Below are 17,758 nucleotides of genomic sequence, written 5' to 3' on the forward strand. Positions count from 1 at the left end.
GCGTAGCGGCAGCGGCAAATGTTTTAACTGCGCGAAAGCGTAGCGGCAGCGGCAAATGTTTTAACTGCGCGAAAGCGTAGCGGCAGCGGTAAAGCGCCCAGCCGGAACGGAAATCAACCACACGTTTTGATGAGGATCCTTCTTAGCAGGAATATGGACGTTTTTGGAAAAATTACTTTGACAGGTAGAGTAATGTTTGCTAATATTACTCTAACAGATAGAGCAATAAAAATAAGTAGGTGACTTATGGTTCGAAGTGACATCATCCGCGGGCACTTAGATTCCATTATTTTAAGGCTAATTTCAGAGAAAGATCGTTATGGCTATGAAATTTCTCAGGAAATAAGTATCCGCACAAATAATCGTTTTCAAATTAAAGAAGCAACTTTATATGCAGTTTTTCAACGTCTTGAGAAAAAGGAAATTATTGAAGCCTATTATGGTGATGTTTCACACGGAGGCAAAAGAAAGTATTACCGTATTACCCCGTTAGGAAAGGCTTATTTAAATGAGCTAGTAAAAGAATGGTCGGAAGTAAAAGAAATTATCGACTTATTTATGGAGGGCTTAGAATGAAAAAAATAAAAAACCATATTGATGAGCTTTTTAAAGACATTCCTCGTACTAAAGAAACCGAGATGGTTAAACAAGAAATCATTCAAAATCTTGAAGAGAAAGTATTTTATTTAATGGATCAAGGGAAAGAACAAGAGGATGCCATCAACAAAGCCATCGTAGAGTTTGGAGATATTGAGGATTTAAAAAAGGAATTAGGCGTAAAGGAACCTAAAAAGAAAAACATGGCTAAATTAAATTTAGAATTCTCTATATGGGGTAGTGGCTTAATAATTGCATTTTTTATTTTTATTAATCTTTACTATACACCACATACAATTTGGGCAATCTATCCGATCTTCGCAATATTATGGTGGCCATTATCTATGTACTTCGTTTGGTCACGTAAGAAATGGAGTGAATAAAACATGAAGAACTTAATTAGCTTTTCGATTGTTGGTAGTTTGATGACAATGATTTTTTTAGGAATCGTCAATTATACGACGTCACCTCAGGAGCTTTGGTTTATTTACCCGTGCTTACTAGTTTTACTATGGCCCATAACTTTATTTTTCATGTCTAAAAGAATGTATAAACAATATTCTCTTGTTTGTAGTGCCATGATTATTGCTTTTCTTATCATTGAAAATTATTTATACTCACCCGATTATATATGGTTTATATATGCGATTTATCCAATCATCTGGTGGCCAATTCTTATGTATTTAGGAGAAAAAGCAAAAACATTAAAAATTGCACTGATAGGCTGTGCAAGTACCATCATATATTACTCCTTTTTAAATATCACTTTATCCCATCCATACCCTTGGGCGATCTATCCAGCATTTTTAGTCATTTGGTGGCCCTTAGCTTTATACCACGCACAAAGAAAAACATTTGTAGCATTCTCTGTTACCGCTACAGTTCTTATCAGTATCTTTTTTATTACAGTAAATGTTGTCTCGTCACCAGGAGTAATATGGGCATTTTATCCAATATTTGTAGTCTTATGGTGGCCCCTTAGCATGTACTTTTATGTTTATAAAAGAAAAATGTACAATTCAACAACTCTTTCTAAAAAAATCTAAAAAATTAGATAATTTTTCACGTATTCGCAGGGGGAATTAGATGAAAAAGATAATGAAATTTATAAAATATACTGTAATCATTACAATCGTATTACTCATAACAACGCTTTTATTCCCTACATGGACTTCCCATATTAAAGGTAATAACAGTGTAAGTACATTAGAGCAAGTAAAGATAAATGGAAGTAATCATGAGGTTATGATACGTGGCAAAGATAAGGATAATCCAGTTATTATTTTTGTCCATGGGGGGCCTGGATGTTCAGAAATACCGTATGCCAGTAAGTATCAAAACTTATTGGAAAACAATTTTACGGTCGTGAATTATGACCAAAGAGCAAGCGGAAAATCATATCATTTTTTTGAGGATTATTCTAATCTTTCATCAGACTTACTCGTAGATGACTTATTGGCCTTGACGGATTATATATCAGATCGTCTTGGCAAAGAAAAAGTAATATTAATTGGCCATTCTTATGGTACGTATATTACAACTCAAGCTGCCTCTAAAGCTCCTGAAAAATATACAGCCTATGTTGGAATTGGACAGATGAGTGATACAGTAGAAAGTGAAATTGACGGTTTGAACTACGTTATTCAGCAAGCAGAAAAAGCCGGAAATACAGATGATGTTCAATATTTACAAGAGTTAACTGAACAAATTAAAAATGGTGAGCTGTTTACTCCACGGGATTATGTTGCAAAATATGGTGGATCTTCGAGACTTATTGATAACCCTGATGGGAATATCGTAAGTATGTTATTTAGTCGGGAGTATAACTTATTAGATGTGATTCGTTACAACTATGGGCTTTCCTATTCTCAAAAAACTCTACTTGAGGAATTAACGAAAAACCAAAACCCATTACCTACTAAAGTAAAAAAACTTGAATTACCATTCTATTTTGTTATGGGTAAATATGATTATCAAACTTCATCTAATGCAGCAAAAAAATACTTTGATATGATTGAAGCCGATAAAAAAGAATTTATCGCTTATGAACAATCAGCTCATTATCCACAATTTGAAGAGAAGGAAAAATTTTATGAATGGATGTGCGATACGTTTATAAAATAAATGGGATTGTATTAATTTCATAAGCTCATTAATATAATAAACCTTTATTACAACAGCAATCGAAGTTATCGATATAGTCAATAGCAACGTTTGCTGTAGCCCACATTATTTATTTACTATATAATTTAGTTATTAAATATTTTAACGGGCTGTGATACTATGTCAAAACATGAGCAATTGCACAATGTAGAAACGATTATGAAAGAGATGCTTGAAATACAGCATAAATCAAGAATGTTTGTAAATCTTTTATCTGAGGGAGAAACATTATCTCAAAGCCAACTGATCCTCCTACTTCAACTAAAGATTAATGGTGGTATGAAAGCAACAGAAATTGCTGAGTCCTTTAGTGTGACACCAGGAGCCGTTACATCTATGTGCGATAAACTGGAAAAATTAGAATTAGTAGAGCGGATTAGAGAGAAAGAAGATCGTCGTGTTGTAAAAATGATTCTAACTAATAGCGGTGAATTGAAAGTTCAAGATTTATTTTTAAAGTTTCCACAGGAAAAACTGATAGACATGGCAAAAGTATTGTGTGAGGTTAATCAGTTAATGAAAAAAATTTTTTAGGATTTCATAAAATTGAAGTCCTTTTTTTATTGCCCAGAAAATGTATAAAAAGCTCATGACAAATTCTTTGTTCTTGACAAAATAAAGTAATATATACTTTAATTAATATATGTTTTAATTATTAAAATATATATTAATTAAATTAACATGAGGTGATTATCCGTGATTCAAAAACTACGTACAGTAACTCTTACTAATGGCACTATTAAAGACTTAGCAGCAGACTGTGAGCAATTAAATATCCGTGGATTTGTTACTTTACATCAAGAAATACGCGTAAAAAAAATCTCTACTCAAGGTCATAGTTCTTTTCATTCCCGCGTTGAAGCACAAATTTTAAATAGTACAGGGTCATGCTTTATAAAAGATTTTTGTGAAATTAATGAGGTTAAAAATGCTGGAAACTTAAACATGCGTAATGGGCGAGTAACAAAATTGAATAGCTCTGGGAAGTTGACCATTGAACAAAACTTACAAGCAGAACAGTTTCATGCATTCGGTTTTGTTAAAGCAAATGAAATAGAGGCTAAACATTTTCAATTAAAAATGTCTGGTGGAAATGAGATTGGAAAGCTTATTGCAGATGTGATACATGTAGAAAAAGATACGTTATCTATATCTTTTCTAAAGAAAAAGTTGGTTTGTAAATGTATTAAAGGTGAACAAATACATCTTTCCTATACAGATGCAGAAATTGTTGACGGAGATATTGTAGCGGTAGGCGATAATTGTCATATACAAACACTTTATTATACAAAAAGCTATTCGATTGCTAAAAACGCCAAGGTGCAGCAAATTATACGGAGGGAAAAGGAATGACATTCATAAAAATCATTCAAGGCTTTTTTTGCTCATTAGCCCTTCTCGTACTATCTATCCTCTATGCAGGGCTGATCTTCAGTGCATTACTATCAGTAGTAGCCGGCATTTTGCGAACATTCGGCTTAGGACAAATACAAATGAGCATTTGGAATGGTGTTGAGCTTCCGATCGCTTTCAGCATCCCGCTAGCACTCTTGGTTGCCTTGTTGCTATTCTTTTGTTCAATGTATATCAAACGCTCTATCCAATTTTGTTATTCCAAGCTTACATTTTAAAATTAGAAGCACACCTTTTGTTTGCTAGTAAAAGGTGTGCTTCTAATCATTTATTTTGCTTTTATATAATCAATAAATATTTTTTCATTGCGCTTTTGTCATTAATTAACGCCTATTTAAATATATTAGATAATATGGATAAAAAATTCCCGTTACGACTGGTCGACTCATCGGGGATCAGCAATTGAGGAACGAAGGCTAAAATCATCACATCTTGTGATAACGCCTTTGTGACCAACATCGAAGCGACCAGCCGGAACGGAAATCACATAGAGGCTCATTTTTTTGCAAAATACTCTTCCTTAAGGATTTGAGAAATAAAAAAATAGAACCTTCCACCCTAAATTAGAATGAAGGTTCTATTTTTTGTAGAAACAAATCATTTACATTCTTTGTTTCTACATCTAATTTTATTTTAAACGAAGCGCTTCGTCTGTTGCTTCGTTAATTTCTTTAAGAAGCTCTGGATTTTCTGCTAATGACTTGCCGTATGATGGGATCATATCTTTAATTTTTGACTCCCACTCGTTAACATGTTGAGGGAAGCATTTATTGATTACCTCAAGCATAACGTGTACAGCAGTAGATGCACCTGGAGAAGCTCCAAGTAATGCAGCAATTGAGCCATCAGAAGCACTTACAACTTCCGTACCAAATTGAAGCGTACCTTTACCACCAGCTTCAGTATCTTTAATAACTTGTACACGTTGACCAGCTACAATAATATCCCAATCATCGCTCTTAGCATTTGGAATGAAATCACGTAGCTCTTCCATACGTTGTTCTTTAGATAACATAAGTTGTTGGATTAAATATTTTGTTAATCCCATCTCTTTAACTCCTGCCGCTAATAACGTTGTGATATTATGCGGTTTTACAGAAGCAAATAAATCCATATTTGAACCTGTTTTTAAGAACTTAGGTGAGAAACCTGCGAATGGTCCAAATAATAAAGATTTTTTGTTATCAATATAGCGTGTATCAAGATGCGGAACAGACATTGGTGGAGCACCAACTTTAGCTTTTCCGTATACTTTCGCGTGATGTTGCTCAGCAACTTCTTGGTTTTTACATGCTAGGAATAATCCACTGATTGGGAATCCACCAATATGTTTCCCTTCAGGAATACCTGATTTTTGTAGTAATTCTAGGCTTCCTCCACCAGCTCCAAGGAAGACAAATTTTGCTGTATGGTATTCCATTTTACAGCCTTTTTTGTCGTGCACTCGTACTTCCCATGAACCATCGCTAGTACGTTTCATGCTTTCAACACTGTGATTGTAGTTGATGTCAACGTCTTTATTTTTTAAGTGGTCGAATAACATACGTGTTAATGCACCAAAGTTAACGTCTGTACCAGTGTCAATTTTTGTCGCAGCAATAGCTTCATCTGCTGGACGATCTTGCATAATAAGAGGAATCCATTCCTTTAGTTTTTCTGGGTCATCAGAAAATTCCATACCTTGGAATAAAGGATTTTTTGTCATCGTTTCATGACGTTTTTTTAGAAACTCTACATTGTCTTTCCCTTGTACTAAACTCATATGAGGTAAAGGCATAATAAAGTCTTGTGGATTACTGATTAGTTTATTGTTCACAAGATAAGACCAAAATTGTCTTGAAACATGGAACTGTTCATTAACGTTAATCGCTTTGCTAATATCGATTGATCCGTCTTTTTTCTCTGAAGTGTAGTTAAGCTCACAAAGTGCCGCATGCCCAGTTCCCGCATTATTTAATTCGTGAGAACTTTCTTCGCCAGCTTTATCAAGCGACTCAAACACTGTAATTTTCCAATCTGGTGCTAATTCTTTAAGCATTGTCCCTAAAGTCGCACTCATGATTCCGGCACCAATTAAGATAACATCTGATTTAATTTGTCTGTTACTCATTTTTACCTTCCTTATATATTAAGATTTGCAGAAAGGATGTAAGCTCTCCTGCTGTCACAGTAAGCTCTAGAGTAACTTAGGAGTACATCTTTTCTGTATCAATTATTACCTTATTGCAGTGTATCATAATTACATAAAGATTAAAATATCAACTATCCATATGAGAGTTATGTGCATTTTTCGAGCCTTCCCCTTAATAAATCAAGAGAAAAACCTACTATTCCCCCACTAATAATCACTACCTTTATTTAAGCGTTATGGAATAATCGTCCTAAATTTGGCTAGCGTTTTCATAAAATAATGAGGTTTGTTTTATTATTATATTTATATAATAACATAAAAATATGGAACCAGTCTTGTTTTTGCACCAGCTCCACTATACATAAACTATTATTTCTTTTTAGTCTAACCAAGAAAGTAAAACTCATTCTATTCTTCCACAGGACTTTTTATTTTCCAACCATCAATATTAAAATCACCCATCTTATTCATTACATGGTTTACTACCTCTTCATATACCTCCATCATCTCCTTTCTGAAGGGATGAACTTTGTATATGAAAAAACACAGCCATATTTGCTGTGTTAATGATGGATGTGCCACTGTTACCTATTGTTAGTTCAGCATTTTTCGCATGAAGGGAGTTATCAGGATTTTAAAATGATACCGTGATTTTTTATTAGAACACCTATATACCTTTATTTTTTTCCAATAGTTGCTCCATTTTATTATCAGCACGTTGTAAGACTTGCTTTATTTGTTTAATCTCTTTTTCTCTTTGAATCATCTGTTTATACTTATTTTGAAATAATAATTTTATCTGTTGAAGGTTTTGAATTTCCGCTTCTGTCAATTCATCATTTTCATCCGTATTTTGCGACCATTCAAAAAGTATTTTAATTTCTTGAAGTGAAAAACCACATTTCTTTAGTTTTAGAATTGTACTAATGATCTCGATATGATCCTCGTTATACTCACGAAGTTTGTTATTCATTTCTGGACGTAATAGGCCCATTTTTTCATAATAACGGATTGTGTCTTTACTAAGACTAGTACATGTAGCAAATTCACCAATTTTTATGATCATCACCTTCTCGTTAATAAATTTTTTATCAATATCGCCTTGGCGTAATTGCGTCTGGATTTTGAAAGGTGGAAGTCTTTACTGAATGAAGATAACCATTAATAGCAATATGCAATGGAATATGAAGCGAACGATATGATGACTATATCTAAGCTGTTGATTTGTTAATAGCCCTTCCGCAACTGCTAATACATGTAACAAAACAAATTCAAGGATTAGCAACATCAGTACTAGAGCTTTGTTCGGTAAAAATATCGTTACAAGAATACATATAGATATGACAATAAACAAAAATGTTCGTATTTGATATCCGTTTTCTCTCCATTGCTGTAAGCCTGCAATCCCTGTCAATAATGCGTATAACCCTATCAATACATAAGTAATAATAGCCATTCACATCACCCCATTCTTTTAATACTTCCACTTTAAAAGATGGAGTTAGCTCCATGTCAACAGATTTATGAAGAGAAGAATCATCTTCTGAACTATTACTGTTAGTACAAGTTAAAATATACCGCTTAATGACTTATTCTTTAAACATTCTTTCCGCATTATAAAGTTCTATCTTTTCTTCTTTTTGATCATCTTCTCTATGTCCTAAAAAATACAATTCTACTTAAAAAATATCAGCTAAATAGTTTTGAACAGATTCAGGTAATAGTTGAAAGAATAATCCTTCGTATTTGATATCGAGTATACCAATAAACATAATAATAATGATGAATACTAAAAGGAGTTTCTTATTTTTAGAAATCCACTTCAATAGGCTCCCCTCCTCTTAAAAATAACCCTTTATAGTTTGCCAATTAAGTATATATTGATTCATGTATTATATAAACCTGTCCTTACAATCATTCTCTGTCACCCAATTTGGATATATTACATAAATTAAAAATAATGCTGTTGATTTTCTTTTAGCTCCTTCGGATAAACAATAAATATCGAAAGCTTTTGTCTCACCGATGATTGCTTGAAATTTTATAAAGAAAGGAATTGCAATGGTAAACTTTAAATCATTTCGTGGTGTCGTTACTCAGATTGATGATTTCCCTATTGGGCAAAATGGTGAAAAGGAAGGCTGTTATAAATTGATGACGGTAGAAGATAGTACTCAGGGCATCGTCAATTTTGTCATCTCACCTTCCACTTACTTTGTGAATCAAGAAATTGTGAATCCCGGCGATCGGGTTACTGGATATTATGATGGGAATGCACCTGTCCCTTTAATATATCCGCCTCAATATCGAGCACTTGTTGTTGTAAAGGAAAATAACAATCAAAATGTCAAAGTCGACTTTTTTAATAACCAATTAGTTAGTAGTGATGGCCAATTACAACTAAATGTTTCTGCTTATACACTTATCTTGCTCAAAAATGGGCAACCTTTTTCGAAAAACCTAGCCAATCGAAACTTAATTGTGATCTATGGCCCTACTACAAGAAGTATCCCTGCACAAACCACACCGTATAAAATAATCGTTTGGTGTTAATTTATGATTAAGCACGTGTAGTTGATGTGCGTTCCAATCAGGCACTTTCCAGAGGCGCTCCTACCTTATCTAACATTCATGACATACGAAAAACCATTCCAAATTTAGTAATAACACAAAACCAAACTGAACATTAAAAACATACAAAAAATATTTCCCAGGAAAGGTGCTCAGACACCGTCTTTCACAACATTTCGCATAACGGTGGGATTACTGCACGCAAACAAAAGGAATAAATGAAGCGGCTTAGTCCTTTCAATAATTGGACTTAAGCCGCTTAAAAGTTTTTTATTCTTCTGTCACTATTTGTCTTGCATTTCGTGTAATTGCTGCTTGATCTGCTCTAAGTACTCTTTATTTTGTTGGACTGTATCCAAATGCTCACCATATTCCGTTGCATTCATAAATGCATTTTCTGCATGTTCGATTTGATTGAAAGCATGCTCAATCGCTATCTCCTCTGGGTGTGACTTTACATGCTTCAACAATCGCTCCGCCTTTTGGACGGAGTTCCCAAACAAAGTGCTTGGGTGATCCTTTTTCCAACTCATATCTGAATGCTTAGCCAATTCTAACTCTCCCCTTCCTGCCATTTAAATAAATAATCTAGATATAGTATTGTAAAATGAGCAGAAAATATGTACGGACAAAATACCAATTAAAAAACAAAAAAAGAAGCACTAATGAATGCTTCCTCTACAAAATTTCTTCAGCCATTTTCTTATTGTCAGTATGGATTCCTCTCATCCCTTCAAAAAATGAATATTCTTCACTTAAATATCTTTCTAACTCTCCATTATCATGAAGAAGCTGCTCTAAGTAATACTTCGAACTGTTTATCCTTTTTTGAATTTCCTGGTGATTTTGCGTTGTCGTACCGTGTCCAGGTATGTGGGTTGTTATGTGATGATTAAGCAAAATATTTTCAGCTTTATTGACCGTATTTACATAGTCTTTATAGTTGCTAAAAATAAATGGAAACTCAATATCTGACAAATAATCGCCAGAAAGAAACAGACCATAAGGCTCAATAACTGTAAATAAACCATCATTCGTATGACCAGGTGCTGGATAAAATGTCATGGTAAAAGAATCGAATTCTACTTTTTGCCCGTCCTCTGAAACGACAATATCTACAGTTGGATATTGAGGTGAATAACTTCTTTTCAAATAATATCCTTGGTCAAACTGTTTAATTTTTTGCATGATGTCTTCTTTGTTAGGATTTTCATCAAATTGTTTTGAGGCAATTACCTTAGCTTCTGGGAATGCCCCAGAACCAATAATATGATCAAAATCGCTATGTGTATAAACAATATATAGTTGTTTATCACCTCTAATCTCGTTTATATGACTCTTAATGTCTTCAATTTCAGTAGGTAGCCAATTAGGATCTGTCATAATTACTGCTTCATTCGTTTGAATAATTGCCGAAGTAGTCATATATAATGCACTTTGAAAAACTGTAATATTATTATTTTGGAATTGAATCACCATGAACCACCCTTTTCCCCTTATTTTCTTTTGATAATGAGCTAGTTTATATTTTGCCCGCTCTATCCCTTAGTTCGGGCACTATTTATAAAATCCTTCTTTAGGAAAAAAAGTATGCGAAATCAATTTAAATTTCACATACTCTTAGCTTTTTATATAGATACAAGTCTTCATAATTGACGGATGTATTATTTTTTATCCCTTACTTATGATACGATTTCCCATAACTAGTTTAAATGTAGAATCAAATCAATGTCACCTATACATCAGGTAGAAACCTCAAGGAGAGTCAACATGAACAACAATAAGGACAATACAGAAGTCATCTTACTTTCTGACCCATCAGACTATTTAAAGCATCCATTCCATCATAAACAAATTGTCTTTACTGGGGCCCTTTCCACTATGACACGTTCAGAAGCTGCAAAAAGAGTACGGGCTTGTGGAGGAATTATGCAAGGTGCTGTTACACAGGATACAGATTTCCTTATTCTTGGGAACAAACGTCGTGGTATAAGTACAAAACAATTAAAAGCCGAGAAGTTAATGAGCCTCGGCTTAGACATTCAAATAATTATTGAGGATGATTTTAATTGGCTCATTTCAATGCAAGAAGAGCTGTCTAAAATTTAAATAGCTTAGTGATACGTATTTCCTAATTGAAATTACCTTAATAAATCAAAATTCCTTTGTCTAGAACAGATGTATTTTGCACCTGATTCCCTAAAATATATAGCTTTTTCAAATTAGGCAAATTCACCAAAGGCGCTACATTTGAAATAGCATTATTTTCTAAATGAAGCTCCTCAATTTGTTGCCACTTTTCCATAAAACTTAATGATTGTAGTGAACTATCTTGTATAGTGAATGAACGCAGAGCTGAAAAGCCAGCGAAGTAAGGCATAACCTTATCAACTTCGTTCACCCAGTCACCATGATCTATTTGAAAAGATGCGTCATTCAAAGTTAAATGCTCCAGGTTGTTGTTGTTAAACGAATTTTGACTATCCATTTGAAACTTACACTCATTACAATTTAACGTTTTTACATGCTGTAAATTGAATAACTCACTCGTCTCTTCATAAAAAGTTGTCTCATTTAAATTTATTGTTTGCAAATTTGGTAGACGATTTAAAGAAGCAATGCCTATGAAATCACCACCCTCCATTGCTGTAAGTTGTTCTAGCTGTGGGTATTTTAGTAATTCTTCTCCATTCAAATACGACTGCGCCCCACTTATTTCAACAGTCAAATATTTTAAAACAGGTGCCTCTAGCTTGGGGAGCAAAGAACTTGTTAATTCTGCTTTTTTTAAATGAGGTGCTACAATCGACGGTATTTCACCATGATAACCAGTTATCGATAAATCGGTCAGTGAAGTCAGGCTGTTCACAATATCACGCAATTCTAATTTATAAAGAGAAGCTAAACGCAGCTTGGTTAATGATGACTTATTTCTAAGGCGTTCTACATTTGTAATATCCATATTTTCAAGATCAAGCGATTGCAGGTTGGGCATATTTTGTATAAAATCAAGCGTTTTTAAATTTCGTACCGCTGTAAGCTTCAATTCTTGTAATTGATTCAGTGAATAGAACGAGCTAAAATCTGTCGCTTCACTTAGATCTATTGTTAACGACTGTAAATCAGTTAATGAAGACAACCACTTCAAATCATTGGCAGACATTAAGGACAATGACTTTAATGGCAGTTGATTCAGCAGAGGGAAGTCTGTAACCGTCTCAGTGTAGTACGAAATTTCAAGTGATTGAAGATTGGGAAACTCTAATAATAAAGCAAGTTCATCATTACTTCGAATTTGGATAGAGAGCTCTTCAACATTAGACTTATCACTAAAATATTCAGCAATTTTACTAAATGATTCATTAAAGCTACCTGTATAGCTTTTTAAACCTTCAAGATGTCGGAAGCTTACATTTTCACTTTGTGATATTTCATAATCGCCCATCAAGTCCAATACCGTCAGACCAGTAAAGGCTTCAAAATCTTTTTGTTCGATTTTTTGTGTATTTAATAACTTATCCATAATGATATAGTTAGAAATTTTGGCCTGCTTATTTGTAAATAGATCATCAAGACTGTAATCAAAATGCCACTGATCTTCAGAATGGTATGCTGCCAAATAACGGATACTTGCGATTTCTTCTTTAGTTGGCAAAGCTTCACCTTTATCAAAAATATCTTTTAAAAAGAGTAAAAGAACTTCGCTTTCAGGCATTTTTCGAACAGGTATTTTCTCACGGTTACCATATTCTGTTTGATTGCTACTTAAGAGGAAATAGCCAAGGAATGCACAAAGGATTACAACCGGAACCATTAAAAGAGCTTTTAAATTCGTTTTTGAACGTGTAGCTTTATTCGCAGAAGTTGTACCATAATAATTATTAATCGTCTGATCAACGTAATAAACTTTATTCTCTTTCAACATTATTTCGGTTTCACAAAAAGGACATTTGAATGATTGTTCCTCTTTATATTCAATTTTTCCATTACAATTCGGACAATTTAATTTAATGAATTCCACTGGCAGTCCCTCCCCCAGCTCTATTTTCAATTAAGCTTAGTTGTCTGAAAAATAAATGTCAATATTTCCATTAAACACTAATTACCTCCCGCCTTTAGACCTACAATAAAAAGTCGCCCAAGAAAATATTACTGTTTGATATATTTAAATTTACTTTCGCTACTTGAAATACAAGGAATACTTCGCTTAAAGAATGATTGTAGTCCTATATAAAAAGGCTACTAGTAAAAAGGCAAAATGCTCTTAAGATTTTTTTACTAATTTTTATATTTTTTCACCTACCTGTTTATCACTACTGTAAAATGAAAAGACTGGGACATTCGATACGAATTAAGAAATAATTTAATAAAAATTTTACAAGATAAGGATAAAAATGGGGGTTCATATATATATGTCTATGGAACAAACGAGGTATTCTCGGCTGGCTAATATAACAAAAATGATTAATATGAAGCTAGATTTACGTGAAGTATTAGAGCAGGTAACAATAGCAATTTCTGAAGAAATCGTCACATGTGATTCTGTGGGCATTTATTTACCACAAAAAGATGGTACATTCAGAGGATATGTAGGAAAACCAGCAGTTATTAATGGCTGGACTTTGAATATGCATATAATTGATACCGAAATAGATTTACTAGCAAAAGAAGTAATTGAAACAAAGAAAACTATCTATATTCCTGATACTTCGAAGGACAGTCGACCTGATCCCAGAGCAGTTGAGGGGTTCCATATTAAATCTTTATTAGTTCTTCCCATCTCCTTTGAACAAGAGTTATTTGGCCTTGTTTTTTTATTTGATTATGGAACCCCTATGAACTTAACAGACGAAGAAATTCAAACGGTCGAGGCATATGTGAATATGGCTGCTGTTGCTATTCAAAATGCAAACAACTTAACTTATAAAGAACGCCTTATTAACGAAAAGCAGCTGCTGCTTGATGTTACACGTGACTTATCAATGTGCTCCTCATTACAAGAAAGTCTTGATAAATGCTTTTTCTACTTAGAGAAGTTTTTAGATAATAAAAATATAGGGATTCACCTTTTAGATCCTTTAGCAGAAAAAAGAGTGAAGCCGGCTAAGTTGAGTAAGGAAAGTGATTGGACAGAAGAAAATTGGCTAAAGACACATAACAAATTTAAAATTGATCAAAGCAATGATGCTGTAATGCAGGAGGTTTTTGAAACCAAAACAGCCATTCTTATTCCAAATGTATTTGAGGATGATAGACCTAATCATGAAGTTTGTCGTAATTTCGGCATAAACGGTTTAGTTATGTTTCCTCTAATTTCAATGGGTAAAATTTTAGGGCAAATATCTATTGTTAATCTTGAAGAAAAAGCATTTTATTACTCAGAAACTCAATTACAGTTAGCCCAATCCATTGTTGACACTACAGCATCTGCATTATCAAACCTTATATATATGGAAAAGCAAGAAATCATTATTGAGGAGAGAACCTCAGAAGTAATAGTCAAAAATAAAGAGCTTGAAAAAGTTGTAGCGGAGTTACAGCAGCTAAGCCGTGAAAAAGAGTTAATTCTCAACTCTGCAGGTGAAGGTATCTTTGGATTAGATCTTGATCGAAACATTACGTTCTGCAATCCAGCAGGCGCACTCATGTTAGGTTATGAAACAGAGCGAGAATTAATTGGAAAATCCGTCGATATTATTATGAGTGGTAGTGAAACGGAAGACAAAATTATTGTTTCATCCTTATTAAATACTAATTTCAACAGCTACAAAGTGTTTTTTAGAAAAGACAACTCCAACTTTCCAGTAGAATATGTAACCTCCTTAATAAAAGAAGGAGATAAGATTGTAGGAGAAGTTGTCACATTTAAAGATATAACTCAAAGAAAGCAACTAGAAGAAAAGATTAAATACCACGCTTATTTTGATAGTTTAACGAATCTACCGAATAGAATTCTTTTAATAGACAGACTAACTCAAGGGCTGAAGTATGCAAAAGCGAACGGAGAAAAATTAGCAGTTCTCTATTTGGATTTAGACCGTTTTAAGTTAGTAAATGATTCGCTTGGACATAGCTATGGCGATCTACTACTTCAAGAGGTTGCCAAACGTTTAAGTACTTGCGTTCCAGCGGATGCGACTGTATCACGGCAAGGGGGCGATGAATTTACAATTTATTTGCCTAATATTAAATGTGAAAAGGACATTTTGAAGGTTATTAATTGTATTAATGCTTCTTTCTCTAAATCTTTCAACCTAATAGACAATGAAATATACATTAAAACAAGTATTGGTATAAGCCTGTTTCCTGATAATGGGGATACGACAGATACGTTAATCAAAAATGCAGACACAGCTATGTACAAATCAAAAGAAACACCAGGTACTAGCTACCATTTCTTTAGCGAAGGGATGGATACGAGAACTTTTGAAAGTATCAAGCTTGAAAATGATTTATATAAAGCATTAGAGCGAGATGAACTAATTATCTTCTATCAGCCACAAATAAACTATAAAACAAACAAAATTAAGGGCGTTGAAGCTTTATTAAGATGGAATCATCGAGAACACGGAATGATCACACCAGATAAGTTTATTCCACTTGCTGAAGAAACCGGTTTAATCGTCCCTATAGGTGAGTGGGTTCTTAAAGAAGCTTGCAAGCAATTGAAAGAATGGCATAACCAAGGATGTCCTTTAATTAGTATGTCTGTAAATTTATCCGTCCATCAATTCGAACAGAGTAACTTATTTTCTATTGTAGAAAATGTCCTACAAGAAACAGACTTGTCACCTGAGTACTTACAATTAGAACTTACAGAAAATCTAATTGTTAAAAATACAGAATTAACATTAAAAACAATGATACAATTAAAGGGACTTGGGGTAAATTTAGCCATAGATGATTTTGGTACCGGATATTCATCTTTAGGTTATTTGAAAAATCTGCCGATTTCCACATTAAAAATTGATAAATCCTTTGTACAAGAGATGTTAACGGATGATGCAGCAGCGATTACAAATACAATTATTACCCTCGCTCAAAATTTAAAGCTTGAAGTTATTGCTGAAGGGGTTGAAACAAAAGAACAGGCCGATTTTTTATTGAGACAAAATTGTTATTTAATGCAAGGTTATTTATTTAGTAAGCCCATGAAGGCTGAAGATATTATGAAAAAATATTTCTATTAACTTAACGTTCTATTTTATAAAAAAGGGAGATTTATAATGAAAGCAGCTCGTACGGTCTTAGAATATTTAAAAGGTAACGGTGTTCAGTATATTTTTGGCATTCCAGCAGGTTCAGTCAATGCATTTTTTGATGAACTGTATGATATGAAAGACTTAACACCGATTGTAACAAAACATGAAGGCGCTGCTTCATACATGGCTGCGGCTTACGCAAAATATACAAACCAGATGAGCGTATGTATTGGTTGTAGTGGACCTGGTGGAACAAACTTAGTAACAGGTGCTGCAAATGCTATGCGCGAGCATTTACCGGTTTTATTTTTAACCGGTGCTGTTCCAGTTAGCACAATCGGCTTAAATGCTTCTCAAGAGTTGGATGCTCAGCCGATCTTTCAACCAGTCACTAAATACAGTGTAACAGTTAAAGAATCAAAGGATTTACTGAAAGAAGTAGTAAAAGCCTCCGAAATCGCTATTTCCGGAGTGCCCGGTCCTGTACATATTGCTATACCAATAGATGTTCAACACGAAATAGTGCAAAACATAGAAATACCAGCTCCACCAAAAAGAACAGCAATAGTTCCTACTATGGAAACTATTAAAAATGTAGCTGAGGAGCTAATAAAAAGAAAGAACGGATACATTTTAGTAGGACAAGGCGTAAGAAATTCAGTTGAGCAATTACTAGAGTTAGCAGAAATTCTAAATTGGCCGATTCTAACAACACCGCAAGCAAAAGGATACATTCCAGAGAATCATCCTCTTCTAGTTGGCGTTTTCGGCTTTGCTGGCCACGAAGCTGCCTCAGAATTAATAGCTGAGGGCGATGGGCAAGTATTGTTAATCGTGGGTTCAAGTTTAGGAGAAACAGCTACAAATAACTACAACTTAAATCTTACGAAAAACCGTTTTTCTATACAAATGGACTATGATCAATCGGTGTTCAACCGAAAATATGAGATTGATTTCCCTGTGCTAGGTGATATCAATTTAAGTTTACTATTACTTATAGAAGAGTTAAGAACTAAAGGGCTTACAACAAAAGAAACTGCAATTGAGGGTAAAGAAAATAATGAGCCTCTTGGAGATATGGAAGAATATAATACGAAAAACGTTCTATTAAGTATTCAAAAACATTTACCATCCTCCACTAGATATACAATTGATATTGGAGAATTTATGTCCTATGTCATTCATCACATGAAGGTTTTAGATAATGATACTTATGATATTAATGTCCATTTTGGCGCAATGGGAAGTGGAATTGGATCTGCCATTGGCTCAAAGTTAGCTGAACCTGAACGCCCTGTTGTATGCATCACAGGTGATGGTTGCTTTTTCATGCATGGAATGGAAATATTAACAGCAAAAGAATATAATCTACCGATTTTGTTTATTGTTATGAATAATGCTCGCTTAGGAATGGTATACCATGGACACGCTCTACAATTCAAACGTACTCACCCATCTTTTGAGCAAAATCCAATTAGTATTAGTGCATTAGCTTCAGCTATGGACATACCGAATTTCCAAGTAACGGAACTAGAAGATATTAACCAAGATACGATAAATAACTTAATGAATTTAAATGGACCAGCAGTCTTGGAAGTAGTTTTAACAGATAATAACACGCCGCCTATGGGAGACCGAGTTAAATTTTTATCTTCCTTTGGAAAGTAAGAGTTTTTGAATC

18 protein-coding genes are annotated in these 17,758 nt (G+C 33.9%); 11 read left to right on the plus strand and 7 right to left on the minus strand.

Going from position 1 to position 17,758, the window contains the following annotated elements; translation table 11 throughout:
- The first annotated feature begins 246 nt into the window (after nt 1–246).
- From ABE34_RS12595 to ABE34_RS12625, 7 genes are all read left to right on the plus strand, one after another.
- Nucleotides 247–576 carry a PadR family transcriptional regulator gene (locus tag ABE34_RS12595; RefSeq protein ID WP_197142914.1) on the plus strand — a complete coding sequence of 110 codons (330 nt, stop codon included), beginning with the start codon at nt 247–249 and terminating at the stop codon, nt 574–576.
- Nucleotides 573–980 (plus strand): permease prefix domain 1-containing protein, encoded by a 408-nt coding sequence (locus ABE34_RS12600; protein WP_197142915.1) that lies wholly within the window; start codon nt 573–575, stop codon nt 978–980. The genes ABE34_RS12595 and ABE34_RS12600 overlap by 4 nt, the downstream gene beginning before the upstream one ends.
- A gap of 3 nt (nt 981–983) precedes the next feature.
- A complete protein-coding gene (locus ABE34_RS12605) occupies nt 984–1,643 on the plus strand; it encodes a hypothetical protein (RefSeq protein ID WP_197142916.1) in 660 nt (219 codons plus the stop codon).
- A gap of 40 nt (nt 1,644–1,683) precedes the next feature.
- Complete coding sequence (locus tag ABE34_RS12610; RefSeq protein WP_197142917.1) at nt 1,684–2,721, plus strand: alpha/beta fold hydrolase; 1,038 nt, start codon at nt 1,684–1,686, stop codon at nt 2,719–2,721.
- A gap of 159 nt (nt 2,722–2,880) precedes the next feature.
- Nucleotides 2,881–3,294: a MarR family transcriptional regulator gene (locus ABE34_RS12615; RefSeq protein WP_197142918.1), complete on the plus strand. Its 414-nt coding sequence runs from the start codon at nt 2,881–2,883 to the stop codon at nt 3,292–3,294.
- A gap of 162 nt (nt 3,295–3,456) precedes the next feature.
- Entirely contained in the window at nt 3,457–4,113 is a 657-nt protein-coding gene (locus tag ABE34_RS12620; RefSeq protein ID WP_197142919.1) for a hypothetical protein, read from the plus strand.
- Nucleotides 4,110–4,391, plus strand: coding sequence for a hypothetical protein (locus ABE34_RS12625; protein WP_197142920.1), 282 nt, complete (start codon nt 4,110–4,112; stop codon nt 4,389–4,391). The genes ABE34_RS12620 and ABE34_RS12625 overlap by 4 nt, the downstream gene beginning before the upstream one ends.
- Before the next feature lie 410 nt (nt 4,392–4,801).
- Here the strand turns inward: ABE34_RS12625 and ABE34_RS12630 are convergent, their stop codons facing one another.
- From ABE34_RS12630 to ABE34_RS12645, 4 genes are all read right to left on the minus strand, one after another.
- Nucleotides 4,802–6,283, minus strand: coding sequence for a malate:quinone oxidoreductase (locus ABE34_RS12630; protein ID WP_197142921.1), 1,482 nt, complete (start codon nt 6,281–6,283; stop codon nt 4,802–4,804).
- 688 nt (nt 6,284–6,971) lie between these two features.
- Complete coding sequence (locus tag ABE34_RS12635; protein WP_197229814.1) at nt 6,972–7,370, minus strand: MerR family transcriptional regulator; 399 nt, start codon at nt 7,368–7,370, stop codon at nt 6,972–6,974.
- A gap of 75 nt (nt 7,371–7,445) precedes the next feature.
- The gene (locus tag ABE34_RS12640) at nt 7,446–7,760 is read right to left on the minus strand and encodes a hypothetical protein (protein WP_197142923.1); all 315 of its coding nucleotides are present in this window, start codon (nt 7,758–7,760) and stop codon (nt 7,446–7,448) included.
- 223 nt (nt 7,761–7,983) lie between these two features.
- On the minus strand, nt 7,984–8,130 hold the full coding sequence (locus ABE34_RS12645; RefSeq protein WP_197142924.1) for a hypothetical protein: 147 nt from the start codon (nt 8,128–8,130) through the stop codon (nt 7,984–7,986).
- 235 nt (nt 8,131–8,365) lie between these two features.
- Here ABE34_RS12645 and ABE34_RS12650 point away from each other — a divergent pair, with 235 nt between their 5' ends.
- Nucleotides 8,366–8,857: a hypothetical protein gene (locus tag ABE34_RS12650; RefSeq protein WP_197142925.1), complete on the plus strand. Its 492-nt coding sequence runs from the start codon at nt 8,366–8,368 to the stop codon at nt 8,855–8,857.
- 302 nt (nt 8,858–9,159) lie between these two features.
- Here the strand turns inward: ABE34_RS12650 and ABE34_RS12655 are convergent, their stop codons facing one another.
- Both ABE34_RS12655 and ABE34_RS12660 read right to left on the minus strand, forming a co-directional pair.
- A complete protein-coding gene (locus ABE34_RS12655) occupies nt 9,160–9,426 on the minus strand; it encodes a hypothetical protein (RefSeq protein WP_197142926.1) in 267 nt (88 codons plus the stop codon).
- A gap of 127 nt (nt 9,427–9,553) precedes the next feature.
- Nucleotides 9,554–10,354, minus strand: coding sequence for an MBL fold metallo-hydrolase (locus ABE34_RS12660; protein WP_206700605.1), 801 nt, complete (start codon nt 10,352–10,354; stop codon nt 9,554–9,556).
- 291 nt (nt 10,355–10,645) lie between these two features.
- On the opposite strand from ABE34_RS12660, the gene ABE34_RS12665 reads away from it, so the two are divergent.
- Nucleotides 10,646–10,984 (plus strand): BRCT domain-containing protein, encoded by a 339-nt coding sequence (locus tag ABE34_RS12665; protein ID WP_241747035.1) that lies wholly within the window; start codon nt 10,646–10,648, stop codon nt 10,982–10,984.
- Nucleotides 10,985–11,021: 37 nt separating this feature from the next.
- On the opposite strand, the gene ABE34_RS12670 is transcribed toward ABE34_RS12665, so the two are convergent.
- Complete coding sequence (locus ABE34_RS12670) at nt 11,022–12,896, minus strand: leucine-rich repeat domain-containing protein (protein ID WP_197142928.1); 1,875 nt, start codon at nt 12,894–12,896, stop codon at nt 11,022–11,024.
- Between the two features lie 391 nt (nt 12,897–13,287).
- Here ABE34_RS12670 and ABE34_RS12675 point away from each other — a divergent pair, with 391 nt between their 5' ends.
- Both ABE34_RS12675 and ABE34_RS12680 read left to right on the plus strand, forming a co-directional pair.
- Complete coding sequence (locus ABE34_RS12675) at nt 13,288–16,065, plus strand: bifunctional diguanylate cyclase/phosphodiesterase (protein WP_197142929.1); 2,778 nt, start codon at nt 13,288–13,290, stop codon at nt 16,063–16,065.
- Nucleotides 16,066–16,101: 36 nt separating this feature from the next.
- Nucleotides 16,102–17,745, plus strand: coding sequence for a thiamine pyrophosphate-binding protein (locus tag ABE34_RS12680; RefSeq protein WP_197142930.1), 1,644 nt, complete (start codon nt 16,102–16,104; stop codon nt 17,743–17,745).
- Nucleotides 17,746–17,758 lie beyond the last annotated feature (13 nt).

The sequence above is a fragment of the Lysinibacillus sphaericus genome (assembly GCF_015844675.1).
Taxonomy (GTDB): Bacteria; Bacillota; Bacilli; order Bacillales_A; family Planococcaceae; genus Lysinibacillus; species Lysinibacillus sphaericus_E.